At 34.1% G+C, this 24881-nt stretch carries 19 protein-coding genes and 1 other annotated feature; of the genes, 18 read left to right on the top strand and 1 reads right to left on the bottom strand.

Annotated elements, in window-relative coordinates:
• Nucleotides 1–34 precede the first annotated feature (34 nt).
• The 6 genes from ACZ5N4_RS14960 (at nt 35) to gltX (ending at nt 8941) form a co-directional block, all read left to right on the top strand.
• Complete coding sequence (locus ACZ5N4_RS14960) at nt 35–1051, top strand: DUF5692 family protein (protein ID WP_464203310.1); 1017 nt, start codon at nt 35–37, stop codon at nt 1049–1051.
• Between the two features lie 104 nt (nt 1052–1155).
• Complete coding sequence (locus ACZ5N4_RS14955) at nt 1156–2925, top strand: oleate hydratase (RefSeq protein ID WP_464203309.1); 1770 nt, start codon at nt 1156–1158, stop codon at nt 2923–2925.
• A gap of 62 nt (nt 2926–2987) precedes the next feature.
• Nucleotides 2988–3659: a hydrogenase nickel incorporation protein HypB gene (gene hypB, locus ACZ5N4_RS14950; RefSeq protein WP_464203308.1), complete on the top strand. Its 672-nt coding sequence runs from the start codon at nt 2988–2990 to the stop codon at nt 3657–3659.
• A gap of 33 nt (nt 3660–3692) precedes the next feature.
• Nucleotides 3693–6395 (top strand): FAD-dependent oxidoreductase, encoded by a 2703-nt coding sequence (locus ACZ5N4_RS14945; protein ID WP_464203307.1) that lies wholly within the window; start codon nt 3693–3695, stop codon nt 6393–6395.
• Between the two features lie 81 nt (nt 6396–6476).
• A complete protein-coding gene (locus ACZ5N4_RS14940; protein ID WP_464203306.1) occupies nt 6477–6818 on the top strand; it encodes a hydrogenase maturation nickel metallochaperone HypA in 342 nt (113 codons plus the stop codon).
• 190 nt (nt 6819–7008) lie between these two features.
• Nucleotides 7009–7229, top strand: a binding site (T-box leader).
• Between the two features lie 50 nt (nt 7230–7279).
• Nucleotides 7280–8941, top strand: coding sequence for a glutamate--tRNA ligase (gltX, locus tag ACZ5N4_RS14935; RefSeq protein ID WP_464203305.1), 1662 nt, complete (start codon nt 7280–7282; stop codon nt 8939–8941).
• A gap of 272 nt (nt 8942–9213) precedes the next feature.
• On the opposite strand, the gene ACZ5N4_RS14930 is transcribed toward gltX, so the two are convergent.
• Complete coding sequence (locus tag ACZ5N4_RS14930) at nt 9214–9792, bottom strand: DJ-1/PfpI family protein (protein WP_464203304.1); 579 nt, start codon at nt 9790–9792, stop codon at nt 9214–9216.
• Nucleotides 9793–9945: 153 nt separating this feature from the next.
• On the opposite strand from ACZ5N4_RS14930, the gene ACZ5N4_RS14925 reads away from it, so the two are divergent.
• From ACZ5N4_RS14925 to ftsX, 12 genes are all read left to right on the top strand, one after another.
• Complete coding sequence (locus ACZ5N4_RS14925) at nt 9946–10839, top strand: LysR family transcriptional regulator (protein WP_464210956.1); 894 nt, start codon at nt 9946–9948, stop codon at nt 10837–10839.
• 242 nt (nt 10840–11081) lie between these two features.
• A complete protein-coding gene (locus ACZ5N4_RS14920) occupies nt 11082–11951 on the top strand; it encodes an AraC family transcriptional regulator (protein ID WP_464203303.1) in 870 nt (289 codons plus the stop codon).
• 68 nt (nt 11952–12019) lie between these two features.
• Nucleotides 12020–12982 (top strand): D-2-hydroxyacid dehydrogenase, encoded by a 963-nt coding sequence (locus ACZ5N4_RS14915; RefSeq protein WP_464203302.1) that lies wholly within the window; start codon nt 12020–12022, stop codon nt 12980–12982.
• A 257-nt stretch (nt 12983–13239) separates the two neighbouring features.
• Complete coding sequence (locus ACZ5N4_RS14910) at nt 13240–13854, top strand: TetR/AcrR family transcriptional regulator (protein WP_464203301.1); 615 nt, start codon at nt 13240–13242, stop codon at nt 13852–13854.
• A complete protein-coding gene (ppsA, locus tag ACZ5N4_RS14905) occupies nt 13851–16475 on the top strand; it encodes a phosphoenolpyruvate synthase (protein WP_464203300.1) in 2625 nt (874 codons plus the stop codon). The genes ACZ5N4_RS14910 and ppsA overlap by 4 nt, the downstream gene beginning before the upstream one ends.
• Before the next feature lie 85 nt (nt 16476–16560).
• On the top strand, nt 16561–17817 hold the full coding sequence (locus tag ACZ5N4_RS14900; protein WP_464203299.1) for an MFS transporter: 1257 nt from the start codon (nt 16561–16563) through the stop codon (nt 17815–17817).
• Nucleotides 17818–18126: 309 nt separating this feature from the next.
• Entirely contained in the window at nt 18127–18795 is a 669-nt protein-coding gene (locus tag ACZ5N4_RS14895; protein WP_464203298.1) for a response regulator transcription factor, read from the top strand.
• Entirely contained in the window at nt 18792–19802 is a 1011-nt protein-coding gene (locus ACZ5N4_RS14890) for a sensor histidine kinase (protein WP_464203297.1), read from the top strand. The genes ACZ5N4_RS14895 and ACZ5N4_RS14890 overlap by 4 nt, the downstream gene beginning before the upstream one ends.
• Nucleotides 19803–20098: 296 nt before the next feature.
• Nucleotides 20099–20971, top strand: coding sequence for a TSUP family transporter (locus ACZ5N4_RS14885; protein WP_464203296.1), 873 nt, complete (start codon nt 20099–20101; stop codon nt 20969–20971).
• Between the two features lie 245 nt (nt 20972–21216).
• Nucleotides 21217–21987, top strand: a complete 771-nt coding sequence (locus tag ACZ5N4_RS14880) for an ABC transporter ATP-binding protein (RefSeq protein ID WP_464203295.1) — start codon at nt 21217–21219, stop codon at nt 21985–21987.
• Nucleotides 21977–23980 (top strand): ABC transporter permease, encoded by a 2004-nt coding sequence (locus tag ACZ5N4_RS14875; RefSeq protein ID WP_464203294.1) that lies wholly within the window; start codon nt 21977–21979, stop codon nt 23978–23980. The genes ACZ5N4_RS14880 and ACZ5N4_RS14875 overlap by 11 nt, the downstream gene beginning before the upstream one ends.
• Before the next feature lie 6 nt (nt 23981–23986).
• Entirely contained in the window at nt 23987–24871 is an 885-nt protein-coding gene (gene ftsX / locus ACZ5N4_RS14870) for a permease-like cell division protein FtsX (protein ID WP_464203293.1), read from the top strand.
• Nucleotides 24872–24881: the final 10 nt, after the last annotated feature.

Genomic DNA, 24881 nt, shown 5'->3' with positions numbered 1-24881 from the left:
GAACACTAAATGTTTATATTAAGGAGGTTACGACATGTTTGTTTTTAACTACACCAATGGCGCATCAGCATTAAGTGTATGGGGTATTTGGGTAATTGTTTTTGCAGCACTCTTTGGCTTTAATGAAATAGCACGCAGATGGAAATATGTTGGTTTTTTCTGTTTTGTTATTTTACCGATAATACTATCAATATTATGGGTTACGGTATTAAGTGACACAACTTATACAGACTGGTTCCATTTGGCAAAGGTGTATTCTTCTACAGCTGGATGCATAGGTTTTTGGTGCATCAGACATGTTAAATGGAAAAATAAATTCACAGGTAAAGAATGGAGATTATCTGATAAAAAATGGGCTTTATGTTTCCCACCACTTATCCTTACTATCAACATTATAGAGGCAGTACTTCGTGATTTCCAAGTTGGTATCCAATATCCAATGGGAGGGAATTTAGTAGACGAAGCCATGTATGTACTTGGTGGTCCCTGGAATTTCATGAATGGTATAGCAGGTATCCTGAACATCATAACTATAACCGGATGGTTTGGAATTTGCATAAAAAAATGTACTGCTAAAGATGGCAGCAAAGATATGCTGTGGCCTGATATGTTGTGGTTTTGGATAATAGCTTATGATTTATGGAATTTTGCTTACACATATAATTGCCTGCCAGGTCATGCTTGGTATTGCGGTTTTGCTTTGCTATTAGCTCCAACCCTTTGTGCATTTACTGTAGGAAAAGGGGCGTGGCTGCAGCATCGTGCACAAACTCTGGCCATATGGTGTATGTTTGCACAGACATTCCCATCATTCATTGATAAGGGTGCCTTTGCGGTTTCGTCATCCTACAATACAGTGCCACTATTTGCATTTAGTTTTGCAGCATTAACTGCAAATATAGCAGTACTTGTTTATATGATTTACAAAGTAGTTAAAACGAAGAGAAATCCTTATCTTAGCGAGCTTTACACAGATTTGAAAGGATATAAGGAAGTCAAAGTACTTGCAGAACAAAGATCATTACAACAGGATAATGTTTTTTATCATTAAATCAGAATTTATAGCCATAATTAGGCAAATTAGCTTTTGGTTTATTATCCTTAGAATAAATCTATATAATCTGGTTATATGGTAGTATTTAGGAGGTGCTTTCAATGTATTATAGTAATGGGAATTATGAAGCATTTGCTCGTCCTTTAAAACCAGCTGATGTGGATAAAAAATCTGCATATTTAGTTGGAGCAGGTTTAGCTTCCCTGGCAGCTGCATGTTTTTTAGTACGTGATGGACAAATGAAGGGTGAGAACATTCACATTCTAGAAGAACTTAATATCTCTGGAGGAGCCTGCGACGGTATTAAGAACAGCGAAAAAGGCTTTATTATTCGTGGTGGCCGTGAAATGGAGAATCACTTTGAATGTCTGTGGGATTTGTTCCGTTCTATTCCTTCTATTGAAACAGAGGGTGTTTCTGTTTTAGATGAGTATTATTGGTTGAATAAAAAGGACCCAAATTACTCTTTGATGAGAGCAACTGTAAATAGAGGTGAGGATGCCCGTACCGATGGGAAGTTTGGATTAAGTGAAAAAGCTTCTAAGGAGCTTGTGAAGCTTTTTATGACTAGGAATGAAGATTTGTATGATAAGAAAATTTCTGATGTGTTCTCAGATGACCTTATTAATTCTAACTTCTGGCTATATTGGAGATCCATGTTTGCCTTTAGAGAGTGGCACAGCGCATTGGAAATGAAACTATACCTTCAGAGATTTATTCATCACATCGGCGGCTTGCCAGACCTATCTGCTTTGAAGTTTACCAAGTACAATCAATATGAGTCATTAATTCTACCAATGGTAAAATACCTTGAAGCCCACGGCGTTCAGTTCCAATATGATACCATAGTAACAAATGTTGTTTTTGATATTAAAAATGGCAAAAAGTTTGCTAAGAAAATTGTTTATAAGCATGGCGGCAAGGAAGTATGTATTAGACTTACTAAAAATGATTTAGTGTTCATTACTAATGGAAGCTGTACAGAAAATTCTACCCTTGGCGACCATTACCACGCACCAGAGTTTAATGGATCTATATCAGGATGCTGGGAGCTTTGGAGAAACATTGCGAAGCAAGACACAGCCTTTGGTAAACCTGATAAATTCTGTACTAATACAGAAAAAACATTCTGGGAATCTGCTACAATTACAACACTTGATAACAGAATACCTCCATATATTGAAAAAATTTGCAAACGTGATCCATTTAGCGGAAAGGTTGTTACTGGCGGTATCATTACGATAAAAGACTCAAATTGGCTTATGAGCTATACTTTGAATAGACAGCCTCATTTCAAAGAACAACCTAAAGACCAGCTTGTGGTTTGGGTATACGGTCTATTCTCCGAAACTTTAGGAAATTATATCAAGAAGCCACTGCGGGAATGTACAGGCTTAGAAATTACAGAAGAATGGCTTTATCATATAGGTGTGCCTGAATCCAAGATTCACGAGCTAGCTGCAAATTCTGCACGATGCATACCTTGTGTGATGCCATATGTTACGGCATTCTTTATGCCAAGAAGAGAAGGTGACAGACCTAAGGTTGTGCCAGATGGAAGTGAGAACTTTGCTTTCATTGGTCAGTTCGCCGATACACCACGTGACACGGTGTTTACAACGGAATATTCAGTGAGAACAGCTATGGAAGCAGTTTACACATTGCTAGACATAGATCGTGGTGTTCCAGAGGTCTTTGCTTCATGCTATGATGTCCGTGTATTGCTGGATTCTACAGTAAAGATGATGGATGGCAAGAAGCCTATTGATACAAAATTGCCATTCCCTTTGAATTTTGTTAAGAAGAAAGCATTAAAGAAGATTTCGGGAACTGTTATTGAAGAGTTATTAAAAAGGTATAATGTAATCTAATATATTTTTAAATGAAGAAATGAGTAAAAATAAAACTTAGGATCAAATGGAGGTGGAATTATATGGATACATTTAAAGTTCTTGAGATTAAGCAAAGTGTTTTTGAGAATAATGATCGACAAGCAGATTTGCTTAGGGAAGAATTAAAAAAAGATAAGACCTTTTTATTGAATCTGATGTCATCACCAGGTTCTGGTAAAACAACAACTGTTTTAAGAACTATTGAAGCTTTGAAAGATGAAATGAATATTGGCGTTTTAGAAGCGGATATTGACTCAGATGTCGATGCTCATATTGTTGTTCAGACCGGGGCTAAGGTAATCCAATTGCACACAGGTGGGATGTGTCATCTTGATGCAGATATGACAAAACAAGGTCTATTGGGACTGGGAACAGAAGGTGTTGATTTCGTCATCTTAGAAAATGTAGGAAATTTGGTTTGTCCAGCAGAATTTGACACTGGTGCATCAAAAAATGCCATGATTTTAAGTGTACCGGAGGGAGATGATAAGCCTCTGAAATATCCTTTAATGTTTTCTATTGTTGATGTTTTATTAATTAACAAGATCGATGCAATAGGTATTTTTGATTTTGATCTTGAGGCAGTTAAAGAACGTGTAAAAAAATTAAACCCCAATATTAAGGTTATTCCAATCTCTGCTAAAACTGGCCAAGGAATTGATACATGGGTTAAGTGGTTACGTACAGAAGTCAAAAATTGGAATGAAGAATAGTAGGTAATTAAATTTTATTTGGGGGGAGTATATATGGTAAAACAAAAAGTACTCGAACTGGCGAATAAGATTGCTGGTGGGATTACTGGTGGGTTAGTAAAGGTAACGCCAAAAGACCCAGAATATAGAATTATAGAGCCGGTTGTTACGAATGAAATGGCAGAAGTAGCACTTTGTTTGGAGTTTCGCAAACCTAAAAGCGTAGAGGAAGTTGCCGTTCTCTGTAGTAAACCAGTGGAGGAAGTAGAGCGAATCCTATTCCAATTGGCAGTTGATGGTGTTATTAAATTAGAACCAGAAAATGGTGTTAACAAATATTTTCTTGAGCTCTTTGTTCCTGGTGTCATGGAATACATGGTTGTGAATAAGGGAAATGTTGAAAAGTATCCAGTAATTGCTGAGTGCTTTGAAGAATATACAAGAAAAGTAGGTGGGATGTTGGCAGGAAACGTTCCTCCAGGACTAGGGATAATGCGAGTTATCCCCATACAAAGCGCCATTGAGGGCGATACTAGAAGGGCTTCTTATGAGGAAATTGCAGATCTTCTTAATAAACATGACACTTTCTCTGCTACAGATTGTGCCTGCCGTATAGTCAGAAGAACCATGGGCGAAGGATGTGGACATACAATTGAAGAGATGTGTATTCAGCTTGGTCCAGCTGCTGACTTTTATATTCGTACAGGAAGAGGCAGACGTATTACCAAAGAAGAGGCCTTTGCCATTGTTAAACAAGCGGAAAAAGAAGGTATGGTACATCAGATACCTAATGCAAACGGACCGGGAAAAACCCTCGCCATTTGTAATTGCTGCGGTTGTTCTTGCTTAGCTTTAAGAAATGCAAATCTTTTTAGAAACCCTGATTTTGTTCGATCAAACTATGTAGCACAAGTAGATCGGGATAAATGCGTTGCTTGCGGAGAATGTGTGGAAAATTGCCAGGTCAATGCATTAACATTGGGCCCAAATTTATGTACCAACAAAAACCCTGTCACTTTGAAAGAAAGAGAAACGCCATATGATACGGAGTGGGGACCAGACAAATGGAATCCTGATTATCGACATAGAAAAGTTGTTGCTGAAAGCGGAACAAGCCCCTGTAAATCTGAATGCCCAGCTCACATAGCTGTTCAAGGGTATATTAAGATGGCAGCTCAAGGAAGGTATAGGGAAGCACTAGAGCTTATCAAGAAAGAAAATCCGTTCCCAGCAATCTGCGGACGTATTTGTCCAAGAAATTGTGAATCTGCTTGCACAAGATCAGGTGTGGATGAGCCGATTGCCGTTGATGATATCAAAAAATTCATTGCAGATCAGGATTTAAATTCTGATCAACGCTTTGTACCTGAAAAGAAAGCGCAAAGGCCAGAAAAAATTGCTGTAGTGGGTGCAGGACCTGCAGGACTTTCTTGTGCTTATTTCCTAGCTGTTGATGGATACCAAGTAACAGTGTTTGAAAAGCAAAAGGTGCTTGGTGGTATGTTAACACTTGGAATTCCATCCTTTAGATTAGGAAAAGAAATAGTAAATTCCGAAATTGAAGTTTTAAAAGAATTAGGAGTGGAATTTAAAACAGGCGTTGAGATTGGCAATGATGTTACCCTTCATGAACTCAGAAGACTTGGCTACAAAGCGTTTTATATAGCAATTGGTGCTCAATCTGGCAAAAAACTGGGATTAGAGAGTGAAGAAGCTGAAGGCGTAATGACTGGTGTAGACTTCTTACGTAAAGTAAACCTAGGTGAGGATTTAAAAATAGAGAGAGAAGTTATCGTCATTGGTGGAGGAAATGTTGCTATTGACGTTGCCAGGACTGCTGAGAGAATTGGTGCTTCACAAATAGATATGTATTGTTTGGAAAACCGGGAAGAAATGCCTGCCCTTGAGGAAGAAATTGATGAAGCACTACTAGAGGGTATTGCTATCAACAATTCCTGGGGGCCAAAGCGAATACTTCAAGAAAATGGACGTGTTGTAGGTGTAGAATTCAAAAAATGCCTTTCTGTCTTCGATGAAAATGGAAAGTTTAATCCTAGATTTTATGAAAATGAAACTAAGATTGTTAAGGCAAACAATGTCCTGATTTCAGTAGGTCAGGGAATCGATATGGGTGGATTATTAAAAGACTCCAAAATAGAATTAAATCCGAATAAGACAGCAAAAGCTGATCCTCTCACTTTCCAGACAGGAGAGCTAGATGTATTTGCTGGTGGAGATGTGGTAACAGGTCCTAAGTTTGCTATCGATGCCATTGCTTTAGGTAAGCAAGGCGCGATTTCAATTCATCGTTATGTCCATGGGGATAATTTGACAATAAGCCGTGAGAGGGAATACCATCCTCTTGATAAGAAAAACTTAAACCTTGACGGCTATGACCGCCTACCTAGACAAAAAGCACCTCATGTGGATGGAAACAACAAATCAAAACAAAGCTTTAAGGATTTGCGTACTACATTTACAGAAGAACAAGTAAAGAAGGAAACAGAGCGATGCCTTGGTTGTGGAGCTGTGGTTGTGGATGATTATCAATGTGTAGGCTGTGGAGTTTGTACTACAAAGTGCAAATTTGACGCAATTTCATTGGTAAGAAAATATGATAGTGCTGGTGTAGAGTTGAAAGAAATGAAATCTACTATTATAAAATATGCCATCAAACGTAAGGGGAGAATTGTAGTCAAAAAGGTAAAAAAATCCTTGGAATCAGTTTTCTCCAGAGAAAAAGGCAAGACAGAATAATTAACATAATTATATGAAGTAAAAGACGAGAGAGCACGAGTTCTCCCGTTCTTTATACTTTGTCAAGAGAGGTGAGTTCATTTGCATGAATTGGGAGTTTTGATTGAAGTCATTGAAACTGTTGAAAATTTCGCAAGAAAAAATGCATTAACAAAAATCGATACATTGGTTCTCCAAATTGGTGAGCTCTCATCGATGATTCCGAGATATATTGAAGCCTGTTATCCAGCTGCAGTGGATGGTACGTTGTTGAAGGATGCGAAATTAAAAATTGAGATATTACCAGGCAATGCTATTTGCGAAAAGTGTAATAAAGTTTTTAATCTCATTGCGAATAATAACACATGCCCAAACTGCGGAAGTAGACACTGGGAGTTATTATGTGGAAAAGAGTTTATGATTAAGGAAATCATTGCCTGCTAAAAAGATGTCGTTAGGTTAGATACAGTGAACCGGTGCGGGGAAAAGTTCGTGAGGGCTTTCTCTACTCGACTACCATAGGTAAATGAGGTCATTGTTTAAATAAGCATTTATAAATATAAATGAAGTATACTATTTACAATAATCAGTAGTATATGTATAATAGTACTATATTTTGTAAAGACTAATGTTAATAATTGCGTTGAAAGAGAATAGTATATAGAGATTAATTTAAAGAGAGTTAGGGATGGTGGAAGCCTAATATTTGATTCTATAGAAAGAAGCTCTGGAGCGTAAACTGAAAGCTTTATTGTGTAGTAGGTTTAGGGTATTCTCCCCGTATAGAGATAATGAGTGGATTAAGTTTACTTAATCAATTTAGGTGGTAACGCGGAATTAACTTTCGTCCTATGGTTTTAGGGCGAAAGTTTTTTATATTTATACTGTTTTTAGGAGGAAGAAGAATGAGTTTAGAAAAATTAGCTAATATAATATTTCCGAGTGTTGATAAGACACCAGAATATTATATTGAAAAATATCCAAAGAGAAATTTGAAAGAAGGTGCAAAGGTTACTAGATATGCGCCATCACCAACAGGCTTTCAACATATAGGAGGAGTATTTGCAGCTTTAGTAAATGAAAGATTAGCAAGTCAAAGTGAAGGTATTTTCTATTTAAGAATAGAGGACACAGATCAAAAAAGAGAAGTTGAAGGTGCAATTGAAGATACAATCCAAACAATGAATAACTTTGGAATGGATTTTAATGAAGGGATGACAGGACAAGAAACTTCTAAGGGCGAATATGGTCCATATAGACAAAGTGAAAGAGCGGGAATATATAAGACTTTTGCTAAGGATTTAGTTGCTAAGGGATTGGTTTACCCATGTTTCTGTACTCCTGAGGAATTAACAGCTTTAAGAGAAAAGCAAATAGCTGAAAAAATAACACCAGGATATTATGGAGAATATGCTAAGTGCAGAAATTTAACTCCAGAAGAAGCTATAGCTAAAATAGAAGCAGGCGAAGAGTACATATTAAGATTAAAATCACCAGGAAACATAGAAAATAGGGTTGAGTTCCATGATTTAATAAAAGGTGATATATCATTCCCAGAAAATAATCAAGATATTGTTATAATAAAGGGTGATGGATTACCAACATACCATTTTGCACATGCTATAGATGATGCTTTAATGAGAACTACTCATGTTATAAGAGGAGAAGAGTGGTTATCATCACTACCTATACACGTTCAATTATTTGAAATATTAGGTTTTGAAAGACCACAATATGCTCACATTCCAACAATAATGAAAAATGATAATGGTTCAAAGAGAAAATTATCAAAGAGAAAAGATGCTGAAGCTGCTGTTTCTTATTATAAGGAAGTTGGATATCCAACGGTTTCAGTTATCGAATATTTATTAAATATTATAAACTCAAATTTTGAAGAGTGGAGAGAAGAAAATCCTACAGCTGATTATCATGAGTTCCAAGTAGATTTAGACAAAATGAGCAAATCAGGAGCTTTATTCGATATAGTAAAATTAAATGATGTAAGTAAAAATGTTATTAGCAAAATGAAAGCAGATGTAGTTTACGATAACTATGTAGCTTGGGTAAAAGAATTCGATGCAGAAATGTATGAATTGGTTGCAGCTAATGAAAAAATGTCTAAAGAAATATTTAATATAGATAAAGAGGGTCCAAAACCAAGAAAAGACTATGCTAAGTGGGATGAAGTAAAAGAAAAAGTCTTCTATTTCTTTGATGAATTATTCTACAAAGAAACTGCTGAACAAGTTGAATTGCCAAAGACATTAACATTAGAATCAGCAAAAGAAATAATAAAAGTATACGTTAATAAATACAATGTTAATGCTACTAGCCAAGAGGAATGGTTTGAAGATTTAAAAGCAATTGGTTTGGAGCTAGGATACTGTGCAAATAGAAAAGAATATAAAGCAAATCCAGACCAATTTAAAGGTATGATTTCAGATGTTGCAGGTGCGGTAAGAGCAGCTTTATCACATAGAAGCAATACACCTGATATTTACACTATTATGAGTATATTAGGTGAAGATAAAGTAAAGGAAAGATTTGAAAAGTTTTTAGAAATATAGGTATATAAAAGGCAAGTTTAAAACTTAGCGTTTTATCCGATGACTACCCGCTCTAATACTCCCATCCTCTCCAAGGTGGGAGTAAAGAGCGGCTACGTCCCTGGATTCGTTCAACTAAACTTCAGATGGGGTCTAAAACCCCACCTGAAGTAAGTTTCACTTTATGGAAAAGGTAAAGCCACCCTTGTGAAGGTGGCTTGCCATCCTGAACTTGATAAAACACACCTTTTAGGTTTTTGCTCTAAATAATAGCTTTACACTTTGCTATTTTACTAAAACCCCATTAGCTTCTTAACATTATCACAGTTTTCTTTAGATGTAAGCATCTCCAAAAGCTTGAAAGCCACATCGAAAGCAGTTGAAGGATTATAGGAAGTGATTATATTTTTATCTACAACAATTGGTTCATTACCAAGAACATTTATGCCAAATTCAGATAATTGTTTTTGTCTTTTTCCAAAATTATATGTTGTGGCATTTCTGTAAGCTAGTACTCCACTTTTTCCGATAGGCAGTGCACCAACACAAATAGAAGCTATTATTTTTCCTCTTCTGTCAAATTCTCTGATTATGTTTAAAAAGTCTTCGCTATAAGCATCTTCATAAAATCCTGCCTCTTCAAATCCTCCTGGTATTGCAAGTGCATCAAATTCATCAATGTTAACTTCATTGATGTGCATTTCCGGGATCACTGTGAAGTTAAAGGTACATTTCAATTTTTCTCTCGTTCCAACGGTTATTAAATCTGTAGTACCATCACCGTCTGATTTATTCCAACCTATAACATCAGTAAAAACACTTGCTTCTACGGCTTCAAAACCATTGGCAAGAAGTAATAATACTTTCTTCATACTTAAACATCTCCTTTTAATATATATTTGATATTTGGTTTTCTTAATTATAACTTTATATATACCATCAGTAAAATTGAAATAAATGAAGTAAATAATCGAAATATATGATATTGTAATATTATATATTTAGAGTATAAAGGAATGAGATTGATGGAAATTAGGCATTTGCAAACATTTATAACTATAGTTGAACTTGAGGGATTTACAAAAGCAGCAGATCATTTAGGTTATGCTCAGTCCACTATAACATCTCATATTCAAATTTTAGAAAATGAATTAGGGAAAGCCTTATTTGACCGTTTAGGTAAAAAAATTGTTTTGACTAATGTAGGTAAGGAGTTAGTTCCATACGCTAAACAAATGCTACATGTATATAAAGAAATTAAGAACATAACATCAGAACAGAATGGTGTATCTGGTGATTTAATTATTGGAGCAGGGGAATCTCTATCCATATACCGTTTAGGAAAAATCTTAAAGGAATACAGAAAAAACTTCCCAAAAGTAAACATAATTTTAAAGAATTCAATTTGTAGCGATTTAAGAAGCAAACTACATAGTGGAGAGTTAGATATTATCTTTACTATTGAACCTGAAATTATGGATACAGATTTAGTTGTTAAAAATTTGAATGATGAATGTATGGGTATCATTGGTGCATCAGATGCAGATTTAGAATTTTTATCAAAGAATTTTGAGGGTAAAGAGGCAAAAGAAAGTATCATATTTAGTGAAAAAGGGTGTAGTTTTAGAATAGCCTATGAAAATTACTTAAAACAGAAAAAAATAAAATATGTAAGTCCTTTAGAATTTTCAAGTATAGAAGCTATTAAAAAGTGTGTAATGAGTGGATTAGGAATTTCCTTTTTGCCTTTTTATGCAGTTAGAAATGAGTTAGAGGATGGAAGTCTTAAGATGATTGAAGTAAAAGAACCATTTGGTAAGTTTAGAACTCAACTTGTGTACCATAAAAATAAAAGTATATCACTACCAATGAGTAAATTAATAGAAATTACATTAGAAGACTCTAGTAATTGGAAATAAGGATAGAGTGGATTCATAAGTTTCTAATACGGTTTTTTAGAATACAGAGATTATTAGTGATATAATTGATTAACTTACCATGTAAGGTTTAATGTGGTAAGTTTTATTTAATTGATATAAAATATATATAATGCAGAATAGTAAGTTAAAATAAATTAATAAGAATGAAGCTACAAAATGCGGCACCAAATATCGAGTAGGGTTATTGTAAAAAAGATATTATTGAATTGGGAGTGAGAAGATTGGATTGGGTTGAAAGATTGAATGAATCAATAAACTATATAGAGAGAAATCTTGCCGATGAAATATCTTATGAAGCTATTTCAAAAATTGCTGGATGTTCTGTTTATAATTTTCAAAGGATGTTTTCATATATAGCAGACAAGCCATTATCTGAATATATAAGAAGCAGACGTTTAACCATGGCGGCCTTTGATTTATTAAATAGTACAGAAAGAATAATTGATATTTCTTTAAAATATGGATATGAATCTCAAGATTCATTTACTAGGGCATTTAAAAATTTTCATGGAGTACTGCCTTCAAGTGTTAGGAACGGAACAGTTCAATTGAAATCCTGTCCTAAGCTCTCCTTTCAAATTACAATAAAAGGAGAAAATCATATGAATTATCAAATTGAACAATGGCCTGCATTTAGAGTAATGGGAGTATCACACAAAGTAAAAACATCAACAGCCTTTGAAGTAATTCCGCAGATTTGGGAAAACTCATGGAAGGATGGAACTATGAAAATGTTCTTTGAAAATTTTCCTGACTATAGACCTTCAGGATTTTTAGGAATCGCCCAAGGTGGGCAATGGGGAGAATCAGAGGAAATGGAATATATTATTGGAGTAACAAATCACGTTGATGTACCAAGTTGCAAACATGTTCCAGTACTTGAAGGAATGAAGGAATTTTCTTATCCTGCTGCAACATGGGCAATTTTTGAAGCTAATGGAGAATTACCTGAGGCAACACAGAGAGTTTATAAACAATTTTACAGAGAATGGCTTCCTAATTCAGGATATGAGTTAGCTGATCTTCCAGTTATTGAGTGCTATATGCAGGAAAATCATCAAGAGATCTGGATTGCTGTTATTAAAAAATAGAGAAAAGAGAAGTTTATTAAACTGCTAATTATTATAGTATAATAGATACTAAAAGGAAGTGAAAATAGATGAGAATTTTAGTTGTGATTCCATTAAATGATAAAGAAAAAGAAAAACTTCAGTCAAAGATGCCAGAAGCAGAGTATATTTTTATATCTACTAAGGAAATTACTGATGAACTTGTAAAAAGTGCTGATATAATCATTGGCAATGTTCCACCACAATACATAAAGGGAAGTAAAAAGCTTAAATGGCTGCAATTAAATAGTGCAGGTACAGATGGATACTGTGAAGTTAGTGTAATTCCTGAAGGAGCATATCTTACAAATGCCACCGGTGCTTATGGTCTTGCAATATCTGAACACATGTTAGGTCTAGTACTTGAAATAAAGAAAAAGCTGAATCTATATTATAGAAATCAGATGGAACATATATGGAAGGATGAAGGAAATGTTACTTCAATAGAAGGAAGTACTACACTAGTTGTGGGACTTGGTGACATTGGAGGGGATTTTGCCAGAAAAATGAAGGCACTTGGAAGTTATACAATAGGTATAAAAAGGACGAAAGGACAAAAACCAGAATATATTGATGAATTATATACAATGGAAGCCTTGGATACCCTTTTACCTAAGGCGGATATAGTGGCTTTATCTCTTCCAGGAACAAAGGATACTTACCATTTGTTTAATAGGGATAAATTTAACTTGATGAAGAAAGATGCAATTATTATTAATGTAGGAAGAGGAAATTGTATATGTACTGAGGATTTGTGTGATGCCCTTGAAAATGGAATTATTAGTGGAGCAGGCCTTGATGTAACAGATCCAGAACCATTACCTGCTGAACATAGATTATGGGATGCACCGGGAGTTGTTATTACTCCTCATATATCAGGATTTTTTCACCTTCCAGAAACCTTGAGAAGAATTGTTAACATAAGTATTGAAAACCTTGAGCATTTTAAGAAACAGGAGCCATTAAAAAATATAGTTGATTTTAAAACTGGCTACAGGGTACAGAACAAATAAAAGACCTGGGAAGTCATTTTTGACTTCCCCAGACTGCTGACAAACATATTTTGTCAGCAGTTTTTTATTAACGAAGGGGCAGGATATTAGCAGTGGTATAAATTTTATAGCACCTTATCTAAGTAACATATTAAAATTAAAGTTTAAACTTAATGAATAAAATATTGTTAAAAACCCTATTGACCGAATCGGTTTATAGGAATATAATTATATCATAATAAACCGATTCGGTTTATAAACTTTGAGAGGTGAAACTTATGGAGAAATTTTTTAATTTACCTGCAGATAAACAAAAGACAATTATAGATGCTGCCCTTAAATGCTTTGGCACCAATGGTTATAAGAAAACCTCAGTAAGCGACATAGCTTCAGCGGCGGGAATTTCAAAAGCTATGGTGTTTCATTACTTTGGTACAAAAAAATCCTTATATTTTTATTTAATTGAGTTATGCGGCAATATTATTATGAAGGAAGTTGAAGAAAAGTTTGATTATACAGTCACTGATTTCTTTGAAAGAATTAAGCTTTCATCTAATATTGAGCTTGCAGTTATGAAAAAACACCCTGCAATCCCATCCTTTTTAACAAGTGCATATTTTGAAACGGATGAAGAAGTAAAAAAAGACAAAGAATCCATTTTAGCCAAGGGTGAAGGTTTTAGAAATAAAATTGCCTTTGATGGTATGGACTATTCAAGATTTAAGGAAGGCATTGACCCAAAGCTCGTTATGAAAATGCTTGTTTGGCTTACTGATGGGTATATAAATCAAGTATCGGATAAAACAGAAGTTGATTATGAAGCCTTTCTCAAAGAATTTAGGGAGTGCTTAGACTTACTAAGAAATAATCTTTATAAGGAGGAATATGTATGAGTTCATATGTGCTAGGCTTTAAAGAGATTGATAAATCAAAGCTTCCAGTCGTAGGTGGCAAAGGCGCTAATCTTGGTGAACTGTCCAAAATTGAGGGGATACGTGTTCCAGATGGCTTTTGCATAACTACTGAAGCATATAAAAGAATTGTTGAAAACAATCCGGAGTTTAATGCGTTGCTTCATCAATTATCCCTTTTAAAGGTAGATGACAGAGAAAAAATCGGTGAACTCAGTAAAAAAACTCGTGGGGTTATCGAAGGAATATCTATTTCAAAGGATATTGTAGAAGAGGTTTCACAATATGTTTCAAAGCTTGGTGAAAAAAATGCCTATGCTGTACGTTCAAGTGCCACAGCGGAGGATTTGCCACTGGCTTCCTTTGCAGGGCAGCAGGATACCTATCTGAACATTATAGGGAAAGATGCCATACTGAAACATATCAGAAAGTGCTGGGCATCGCTGTACACAGATAGAGCAGTAATTTACCGTATACAAAATGACTTTGACCACCGCAAGGTCTATCTCTCTGTGGTAATACAGAAGATGGTTTTTCCACAGGCTTCAGGGATAATGTTTACTGCAGATCCTATCACCTCCAACAGAAAGGTTACGTCCATAGATGCAAGTTTTGGGCTTGGTGAAGCTCTTGTATCCGGTCTAGTGAATCCGGATATCTATAAAGTGAGGGAAGGCAGGATATTGGATAAAAAGATATCCACCAAGAAACTAGCCATCTATGCACTAGAAAAGGGCGGTACAAAGGAACAAGAGATTCAGGCTGCAAAACAGAATACACAGACCCTTTGGGATGAGCAAATTTTACAGCTAGGGGGTATGGGCAGAAAGATTGAGGCATATTTTGGTTGTCCACAAGACATAGAATGGTGCCTTTATGAAGATAATTTCTATATTGTTCAGAGCCGACCTATCACTACATTGTATCCTATACCACCAGAAACTAAGGATGGAAAGAATCATGTGTATATCTCCTTTGGACATAGGCAGATGATGACTGAAGCCATGAGACCATTAGGAATGTCCTTCTTCCAGAGTCTATTTAAACAGATGGTCAACACTGCGATGAGTGAGATGGGTGGAAGGTTGTATATAGATGCATCTCGTGAACTTTCTTCACCCCTTAGCAGGATGACTTTTATCAAAGGTCTCGATACGGTGGATGTTCTAATGAAAAATGCTCTTATTAATCTGACGAAACGAAAGGATTTTATCAAAACGCTGTATAGAGGAAAGACAGCCATGTCTTCAAAGTCAATGTGGTTGAAATGGTTAAACCTTACCATAAAAGACTATAGGGCAAACGATCCAGCTATAGTGGAAAGTCTGATGAGCAATAATAAGACTCTGATGCTGGAACTGGAGAAAAGTATTACTAAAGTTTCAGGAGATGAACTGTTTAATTCCATTCTTAGTAGTATGAAGCAAATAAAGAATACTATTTTCAATAGCTATGGAGTGGTTTTTGCTGGAGCCTATGCCTCTTACTGGATAAATAAAAATATTGAAAAATGGCTAGGTGAAAAGAATGTAGCTGATACTCTTGCTCAATCCGTATCTAATAATGTCACATCTGAAATGGGACTTGAGCTTTTGGATGTTGCTGATGTAGTAAGGCAGTATCCGGCAGTGCTTGAATATTTTAAGCAACCGAAGGAAGAAACTTTTTTTGAGGATTTGACCAAGCTTGAAGGTGGCTTAGCTGTTAGTGATTCAATTAAAGCATTTCTCAAGAAATATGGTATGCGTTGTTCGGCAGAAATTGATATAACTAGGACGCGATGGAATGAAAGACCGACTATACTTATTCCCGCCATCCTCAGCAATATCAAAGCTTTTGGGCCAGGCGCGCACAGTATCAAATTTGAGCAGGGACTGCGGGAAGCAAGGCAGAAGGAGCAGGAAATCCTCAATCGTCTTGAGAAATTACCTGGTGGAAAAAGAAAAGCCAAGAAGGCAAAGAAGGCAATCAGTGTTTTACGTAATTATGCCGGTTACCGTGAATTTAACAAGTACGTTCTGATATGGTATGACTGGATAATCAAACAGGCATTTATGAAAGAAGCTGATGTTTTAGTTCATAAGAGCATAATAGGTCATAGAGAGGATATATATTATCTAACTTTTGATGAACTTAGGGATGTTATTAAAACAAATCGATTAGATTACAATATCATAACTAAGAGAAAAGAGGAATACGAAATCTTTGAAAAGCTTACACCTCCTCGTGTAATAACATCTGAGGGAGAGATTATAACCGGTGAGTATAATACAGACAAGATACCTCAAGGTGCCTTAGCAGGAGTACCGGTTTCAACAGGTGTTGTTGAAGGTCGTGCAAGGGTTGTTTTAAAAATGGAGGATGCCGATATAGAAGAAGGAGATATTTTAGTCACAACATTTACTGATCCTAGTTGGACTCCACTCTTTGTATCAATTAAAGGTTTAGTTACTGAAGTAGGTGGGATGATGACTCATGGGGCCGTTGTTGCAAGAGAATACGGCCTGCCTGCAGTGGTAAGTGTTGAGAATGCTACAAAATTGATCAAAGACGGACAGAGAATAAGGATTAATGGAAAAGAAGGATACGTAGAAATCCTGTGATGAACAAGTTCAAAATATACAATGCTAAAAGAGCGACTCAACCGAGTCGCTCTATAATGTGGAAAGGTTTGGAGGTGACGGGTTTATGAAAAGAGGTAAGAAAGCTTTGAATATGAATTTTATATTACTTATGTTTGGAAGAATGATATCCGATACGGGAACGGGAATTCAAATGGTGATTATGCCTTTATATATTATCGATTCAGGAGGCTCGTCAGCTACTGTTGGGTTGTTCTCCTTTCTGTGTTTAGTGCCCGCTCTTATAATCTATCCCTTTGCTGGAGTACTTGCGGACAGGCTTAATCGAAAGATGATCACGGTGGCAACAGACTTAGCTAGTGCCGCGGCAGTAATGGCTTTGGCTTTTGGTGCACATTCGGGCAGAATGAGCCTGACTTTGCTGCTGTCGATGCAGGTAGTAGTGTCTTTGTTGTATGGTTTGTTTGACCCAGCTACTAAAGGAATGCTGCCTCAATTGGTGGCTCAGGATGAACTGACCAAGGCCAATTCTAATCTTGCAACCCTTAGAATCTTAGGCAGCCTGTTAGGTCCGGTAATTGGTGCCACATTATATGCAAAAGTGGGAATTACAGCGGTGTTTTTTATCAATGGAGTCTCATTTTTGATGTCGGCGGGCAGCTCGTTACTGATCAGATACAAGCATATAAAACGAGAACCAGCCACTGGTGTACTAGGATTAACAGCAGATTTCTCAGATGGTATTAAATTCGTTCTAACTAATAAAGTAATACTTAAACTGTGTATTTTTTTCTTGGTAATATATGCCGTTATCCAGCCAATATTTTCAGTTACATTGCCTTTGTTTTTTAGAACCCAATTGAAATATTCCGATACACAATACGGTTACCTTCAGATGATAATTATATTAGGAGCACTACTAGGGAGCATTCTGGCAAGCCTGCTATTTAGTAAAGAGAAGGAGATGACCAAATCACTTGTAAGCGGCTGCAGTCTACTAATGCTTGCAATGCTGACTTTTTCGTTTCTATTGTTTCCACATAGTTTGTTTATACTAGGGAGAGGCAGCGTTTTGTACTTTGACTTGCTGGCAGGAGTTCTTGGACTGTTAAGTATCGCCATTATGTTCATCAATGTTCCTGTGCAGACCTTTATACAAAGAGCAACACCCAACGAATACATGTCTCGAATGTTTTCGATTGTTGGAATGATTACTAAGGGAGGCATGCCCTTAGGTGCGTTAGTCTATGGAATCATTCTTAATAGGGCTCCTGTACATTGGACGGTAATGACAGCTGCTTTGTTAATGATGTTAGTTTTAGTTGTGTTTATGGTCCCAATATTGAAGAACCATAAACTTTAATTAAATATAAGAATACCGTATTATTTAAGCTGATATACTCTCCTTGAAGTAGACAGATTAAGAATAAAAATCTGCTAGTAGGGAGAGTATTTTTGTGCGGTAATATATTATTTGTACATTTTTATTAAAAACTTAAATAAGTAAGTTTTGAGGGTAATTATTAATGGTATAGATAAAAGTGTAGTTTAATATTTAAAAAAACTTGCAATGAGTGATATACTATAAGAGAATATTGTAAGGTTTTAAATAAAGTGGTAATTAGTAGAGGAAAGCGGATTAGATAATATTAATCTGTGGATGAGGTGTATTATGGAAAAGGTATTTATTATAGAAGATGATTCTAGAATAAGAGATGAACTTTGTACTTTTCTTAATAGATATGGCTACAATAGTTGTTTTTCAACAAATTTTAAAAATATAGTAGAAGAAGCTATAAAGGAAAATCCATCTATTATTTTATTAGATATTAATCTACCATACTTTGATGGTCATTATGTATGTAGAGAAATTAGGAAGGTTTCACAGGTGCCAATTATAGTAGTTACTAGCAGAGATGATGAATTAGATGAACTTATGAGCATAAATTTAGGTGCGGATGACTTTATAACTAAACCTTATAACCTACAAATTTTATTAGCTAGAATTTCTGCTGTATTAAAGAGGACTTATGGAAATGAACAAGTTAATTCGCTAAGATATGAAGGGATTATTTATAATATTGCTGCAAGCGAGGTTGCGTTCAATAACAATAAAATAGAGCTTACCAAAAATGAAAGTAAAATTCTACATATTCTCATAAGTAATAATGGAAAAATTGTTTCTAGGGATGAAATTATGAAATGTTTATGGCAAGAAGCAGAGTTTGTTGATGACAACACACTTACTGTTAATGTGAATAGACTTAGAAAAAAGCTGGAGGATCTTGGGGCATTGGGCTACATTCAAACTAAGCGAGGACAAGGGTATATTTTAGTATGAGAATAGGAGAGTATCTTAAGGAAAAGTCTATTTTCATTGTAATTGAGGTTTTTGTATTAATATTTACATCCATGATTTTAAAGGCTCTAAGTGTTGATTTGCATGCTATTATTTTTATAGTTATTTTAAACTTTGCAGCATTTATAGGTTTTTACTTTTATGATTATCTTGCTAAGAGTAAGTATTATAAAAAGGTGTATGATAATTTAGATTCATTAGATAAAAAATATCTGATTTCAGAGCTTATTTGTGAAGGGGACTTTTTAGAAAGCAAGATTTTGTATGATATTTTAACTCAAGCTAATAAGTCAATGAATGATGAAATAGGAAAGTTTATCAATGATAAGCAAGAATACAAAGAATACATAGAAATGTGGATACATGAAATAAAGACACCTATATCAGCCATTAAATTAATCATTGATAACAATAAATCTAGTGTAACTTCTAATATTTTAAATGAAATAGAGAAAGTAGAAAACTATATAGATCAGTCCCTTTTTTATAGCAAAAGCAGCCAGGTGGACAGGGATTACATAATTAAGAAGTTAAATATTAAGGATTGTATTAATAATGTAGTCATTAGAAATTCTAACACTCTTATTGATAGACATATAAAAATTAAAATTATAGAATGTGATGAATTTATTTTTTGTGACAAAAAGTGGATTGAGTTTATTTTACACCAAATAATAAGCAATTCTATTAAGTACATAGAAAAACCCGAGGGTGAGATTCTATTTGAATGTAAAAATAATAATGGAGAGGTAATTTTAAATATAAGTGATACAGGCATTGGCATAAGTGAGAAATCACTAGTAAATGTATTTAGTAAAGGGTTCACTGGCGAGAATGGTAGAAAGTTTAGAGAATCTACAGGCTTTGGGCTTTACTTAAGTAAAAAGCTTTGTGATAGTTTGGGACTAGGTATTAGCATAACTTCTAAAGAGGGGATAGGGACTACCGTTTCTATACTATTCCCTAAAAACAATATGCATTTAGTTTAGGAAGTTCTAAACCTATTCCTAATATTTAATAACAATATATTCTTATCTCTTTTAAAAACTTGAAAATTCAGGTGTTAACTAATTTCAATTTTTGCAACCATATCGCTGAAAGTTGTCACAGGAAAAGCTACTAAGGTGCATATTGATGGAAATAAAAGTAAAAAATGAATAAGAATTTATATATTATTTCATTTTTCTGAATTAACCTGACAATAATTATTTAATATCTGCCTAAAATATTGTATAATTGTAACAATATAAAGTATTATTATATTCAAATTAAAGGAGATTTTAGCATGATCATTAAAATTGTTTCAGGAATCCTTATGGCTTTTACCCTAGTCTTTGCATTTATTTTTTTTCAGGATTACATGAAAACAAAAAAAGAAGGAAGACTTGAGAAAGGCGGTAACTGGTTAGTTTATGGAATAGTAGGTTTGATAGCAAATTTCTTTGATACTTTGGGAATAGGAAGCTTTGCTCCTACCACTGCAGTTTATAAATTTTTAAAGCTTGTGGATGATAGAATAATTCCAGGCACCTTGAATGTTGCCAACTGCATTCCTGTGGTAACAGAAGCGCTTATATTCATGACTGTTATTAAAGTTGATATAACTACATTGATTACAATGATCATAGCAGCTACTGCAGGCTCTTACTTTGGGGCGGGAATAGTGGCCAAGCTACCGAAAAAAAAGGTCCAGATTGGAATGGGAATAGCCCTTCTGGTTGTTGCATTTGTAATGCTGTCAGGATTACTAAATATAATGCCTATAGGAGGAACATCAACAGCACTTACAGGAGGTAAGCTTGTAATAGGTCTGATAGGTAACTTTATCCTGGGAGCTCTAATGTGCATAGGAATAGGAAATTATGCACCATGTATGGCTTTGGTTTTTGCCTTGGGAATGTCCCCTAAGGTAGCCTTTCCTATAATGATGGGTTCCTGTGCATTCCTCGAGCCTGTAGCGGCCATAAAGTTTGTTAAGGAAGGTGCTTATCACAGAAAAGTATCTTTGGCTACAAATATTTTTGGTATTATAGGAGTTCTAATCGCTGCGTATATTGTTAAGGAACTACCGCTTACCACGTTAAAATGGGTGGTAGTGTTCGTAATTATATTTACATCCATCATAATGTTTAGATCGGCAATGAAAAATAAAAATTAATTTTAATGGGGCTGTTGCATTAGCAATTTTTTAAATCGCTATGAACAGCGCCTTTTTAGTTTTAAAAAAGAGTATACAAAATAAGTGGTAATATCACTATCTACTTAAGATTTGGTTTCGCTGCTTAAGTGACAAAAATGTTAGTTTTATGTTATATTACCCTATGGTTTAAATTCATAAAAAATACTAATATATACATATAAGACATCTAAGTTTCTAGAAAATATGGTTCCGAGGAGGCAATTGTGAGTAAGACAGTATTAAAGGTTCAAAATATAGAAAAATATTATGGCAGCAGTGGTGTTGTAACGAAAGCAATTAATAACATAAGTTTTCAGGTTGATGAGGGAGAGTTCGTAGGAATTATGGGGGCTTCTGGCAGTGGAAAAACAACATTGCTAAATTGCATTTCAACAATAGATAAAGTAACTAGTGGTCATATTAATATAGGTGACAAGGATATCACTGAATTAAATAAAAAGGAAATAGCTAAATTTAGAAGGGAAGAACTAGGTTTTATATTTCAGGATTTCAATATCTTAGATACCTTAACAGCCTATGAAAACATAGCTTTAGCACTTAGCATAATGAAAATTGATAGTGAAAATATTGATAGAAGAGTAAGGGAAGTTGCTGAAACACTTAATATAACAGCTATTTTAAACAAGTATCCCTATGAACTATCTGGAGGAGAAAAGCAAAGAGTGGCAGCAGTTAGAGCAATTATAACAAATCCTTCTTTAATACTAGCAGATGAGCCAACAGGAGCTTTGGATTCTAAGTCTGCTAAAATCCTTCTTGAAAGTTTAGAAAGTCTAAATAGAAGCAGGAACTCTACAATAATAATGGTAACACATGACCCCTTCACAGCTAGTTATGCGAAAAGAATACTATTTATTAAGGATGGCAAGATCTTTAATGAAATCATAAGAGGAGAGGATTCCAGAGGTGAATTCTTCAATAGAATTATAGAAGTAGTATCTCTTCTTGGGGGTGACATAAGAGATGTATATTAAGCTTGCCAAAAGAAATATGGAAAGAAGTTTAAGGGACTATACTATATACTTTTTAACCTTAGTATTTGGAGTATGTATATTTTATATCTTTAATTCTATTGGTTCTCAAAAGATTATGATGAAGCTTAATGAATATGAGGCTCAAAATTTTCAGAGAATAGATGAGGTAATGGGGATAGTATCTATATTTATATCATGCATACTTGGATTTTTAATAATATATGCCAACAGCTATCTTATAAAACGCAGAAAAAAAGAATTTGGGATATATCTAACCTTAGGCATGGAGAATAGAGAAATATCAAATATATTACTAATTGAAACTGTTTTAATTGGAGTATTTTCTCTAGGAATAGGGTTATTTTTAGGAGTTTTTTTATCTCAAGGAATGTCAATTTTTACGGCAAAATTATTTCATGTGAAGCTGGAAAGCTTTAAATTTATATTTTCCAGTGGAGCATTTATAAAAACTATAGTTTATTTTACAGTAATGTACCTGATTGTATTTTTATTTAATACTATATCCATAACAAAGCTGGAGCTTATTGACTTGTTAACAGATGGAAGAAAAAATGAAAAGGTAAAAGTAAAGAGTTTAAAAACTTCAATGATAATATTTATTACTAGTATTATTTTAATAGCAGCAGCTTATTTTATAATTTTAAGTAATAATTTAAGAATAATATTTACAGATATAACTATCATTATACCTATAGCACTGGCTGTAATTGGAACCTTTCTATTTTTCTTCTCTTTATCTGGATTTTTATTAAGGTTAGCTCAAAATAGTAAAAGAGTATACTTAAAAGAATTAAATATGTTTTTATTAAGGCAAATAAACAGCAGGATAAACACTACATTTGTGTCCATGGCCTTTGTGTCTTTAATGATATTTATGTCAATATGTATGTTAGGCGGTGGGTTTAGCATTAGTAAAACTTTAAATAAAAATATAGATGATTCACCACAATATGATACTAACTTGCTTTATCAAGGGAAAATGCCAATAAATGAGTTTTTAAATAAAAACATAGAGTTAAGTTATTATGCAGAAGATTATGTTACTTATTATGAATATTTTACTAAAAATGAAAATGAACAATTAGGGATTAAAACTTATATTGGTAAGGAGGAAGGGGAGAAAAACAAGTCAAATATAGATGTTGCAAGAGATAGTTTAATAAAAATAATGAAGCTCTCTGATTTTAATAGCATTATGAAATTTTATAAAAAGGAAGGTATAACTTTAAATAAGGGAGAGTATGCAGCCTTTGGAGATATAAAGGAACTATTACCTTCTATTCAAAAGGCAATGGATAAAAAAACAAAAATTAAAGTGGGTGGACAAGAATTAATACCTTCAAAAAAAACTGTTATGGAGCTTACTATAGATGGTATTAGCTTTAAAACTAATGCTTGTACCTTTATAGTAAGAGATGAGCTGGCAGAGGAATTAGTGCCAGGTTTAGGATTTTTAAATCTTAATTTTAAGGGGGAGAAAACTAAGAAAGAGAAGGAGTTCTTAAAGGAGGTACATACACTATCTGAGAGTAAAAAAGATGAAATAACCCTTATATGTAGTCCTAAGGAGAGAGTAGAAGCAAGGGTTTTTGGGATGGCAGGAATAGTTTCTTATTTAGCTCTTTATATGGGATTAATATTTTTAATAATATCAGCAATAATTTTATCCCTTCAGCAGTTATCCCAGTCAGCGGATAACATTGAAAGATACAAGCTTCTCAAAAAAATGGGTGTAGATGATGAAATGCTAAATAAAACAATATTGACACAAACAGCAATTTATTTTATGCTGCCGCTATTTTTAGCATTAATTCATTCTATTGTTGGATTAAAGGTAGCAAAGGTAGTAGTAAATTATCTTGGAGCTGTTAATGTTACAGGGCAGCTTTTAATAACTACACTTATTTTTATTATAATCTATGGAGGATATTTTTGGATTACTTATATTGGAGCTAGGAAGATGGTGAAATAAATGAATATGAAAGAATCTATTTTAAAAGATGCTTTAAAAAGTCTTAGAAGAAATGCTGCTATTAGCATTGCTTCCATTGCTACAGTAATGGCAACCTTATTTGTTTTAGGAATATTTTTGCTATTCGCATTGAATGTTAAAATGGGGATTATTAGTATTTACTCTCAATTTGAAATACGGGTGACTTTAAAGGATGATATAAAGATTACAGATCAACAAAATATATATAATAAAATAAAAGCGGCAAAGGGTGTAACTGATATTACTTTTGGAAATAAAAAACAAGCTTCAGCAAATATGAAAAGGAAATTAGATAATAGAAATAAAAATTCATTAGCTGATTTTGAAAATGACACTCCCTTATCAGTAGCATATATAATTAAAGTAAATAGACCAGATGATATACCTAAAATAATTTCTCAAATTAATGGATTAGAAGGTATAAATGAAATTAGTGGTAGACAAAGTGTTCCAAAAAAAATTTTAGTAATTACTAAAATAATTCAATGGATATGGGGTATACTTTTCCTTATATTCATGGCAGTATCATTTTTCTTAATTAAAAATACAATAAAACTTGCCATATATCTAAGACGTAATGAAATTAGTATAATGCAATATGTTGGTGCTACAGATTGGTTTATCAGATGGCCATTTATTTTTGAAGGAATTATAATTGGACTTTTAGGAGCAGTGTCCGCAGTAATAGCGGTTTATTTATTATATAGTTTTATATATATACAAGTAGCTCCTTATTTGTCAACAATGTTTATTAGTACTATAGATCCGTCTTTTATATTCACAACTATGTCATGGAGCTTTATACTTATCGGAATAATTCTATGTGCTGCAGGAAATATTTTGGTTATAAAAAAGTTCTTAGTAGTTTAAAAGAAAGCAT

This window comes from Clostridium nitrophenolicum, from assembly GCF_055391695.1.
This window is presented reverse-complemented; position numbering and strand designations above follow the sequence as displayed.

Bases quoted from the DNA above. Each gene is read 5' to 3' on its own strand.
- ACZ5N4_RS14960 (WP_464203310.1), top strand. From the start codon at position 35: ATGTTTGTTTTTAACTACACCAATGGCGCATCAGCATTAAGTGTATGG.
- ACZ5N4_RS14955 (WP_464203309.1), top strand. From the start codon at position 1,156: ATGTATTATAGTAATGGGAATTATGAAGCATTTGCTCGTCCTTTAAAA.
- hypB (WP_464203308.1), top strand. From the start codon at position 2,988: ATGGATACATTTAAAGTTCTTGAGATTAAGCAAAGTGTTTTTGAGAAT.
- ACZ5N4_RS14945 (WP_464203307.1), top strand. From the start codon at position 3,693: ATGGTAAAACAAAAAGTACTCGAACTGGCGAATAAGATTGCTGGTGGG.
- gltX (WP_464203305.1), top strand. From the start codon at position 7,280: ATGAGTTTAGAAAAATTAGCTAATATAATATTTCCGAGTGTTGATAAG.
- ACZ5N4_RS14930 (WP_464203304.1), bottom strand. From the start codon at position 9,792: ATGAAGAAAGTATTATTACTTCTTGCCAATGGTTTTGAAGCCGTAGAA.
- ACZ5N4_RS14925 (WP_464210956.1), top strand. From the start codon at position 9,946: ATGGAAATTAGGCATTTGCAAACATTTATAACTATAGTTGAACTTGAG.
- ACZ5N4_RS14915 (WP_464203302.1), top strand. From the start codon at position 12,020: ATGAGAATTTTAGTTGTGATTCCATTAAATGATAAAGAAAAAGAAAAA.
- ACZ5N4_RS14910 (WP_464203301.1), top strand. From the start codon at position 13,240: ATGGAGAAATTTTTTAATTTACCTGCAGATAAACAAAAGACAATTATA.
- ppsA (WP_464203300.1), top strand. From the start codon at position 13,851: ATGAGTTCATATGTGCTAGGCTTTAAAGAGATTGATAAATCAAAGCTT.
- ACZ5N4_RS14900 (WP_464203299.1), top strand. From the start codon at position 16,561: ATGAAAAGAGGTAAGAAAGCTTTGAATATGAATTTTATATTACTTATG.
- ACZ5N4_RS14895 (WP_464203298.1), top strand. From the start codon at position 18,127: ATGGAAAAGGTATTTATTATAGAAGATGATTCTAGAATAAGAGATGAA.
- ACZ5N4_RS14890 (WP_464203297.1), top strand. From the start codon at position 18,792: ATGAGAATAGGAGAGTATCTTAAGGAAAAGTCTATTTTCATTGTAATT.
- ACZ5N4_RS14885 (WP_464203296.1), top strand. From the start codon at position 20,099: ATGATCATTAAAATTGTTTCAGGAATCCTTATGGCTTTTACCCTAGTC.
- ACZ5N4_RS14875 (WP_464203294.1), top strand. From the start codon at position 21,977: ATGTATATTAAGCTTGCCAAAAGAAATATGGAAAGAAGTTTAAGGGAC.
- ftsX (WP_464203293.1), top strand. From the start codon at position 23,987: ATGAAAGAATCTATTTTAAAAGATGCTTTAAAAAGTCTTAGAAGAAAT.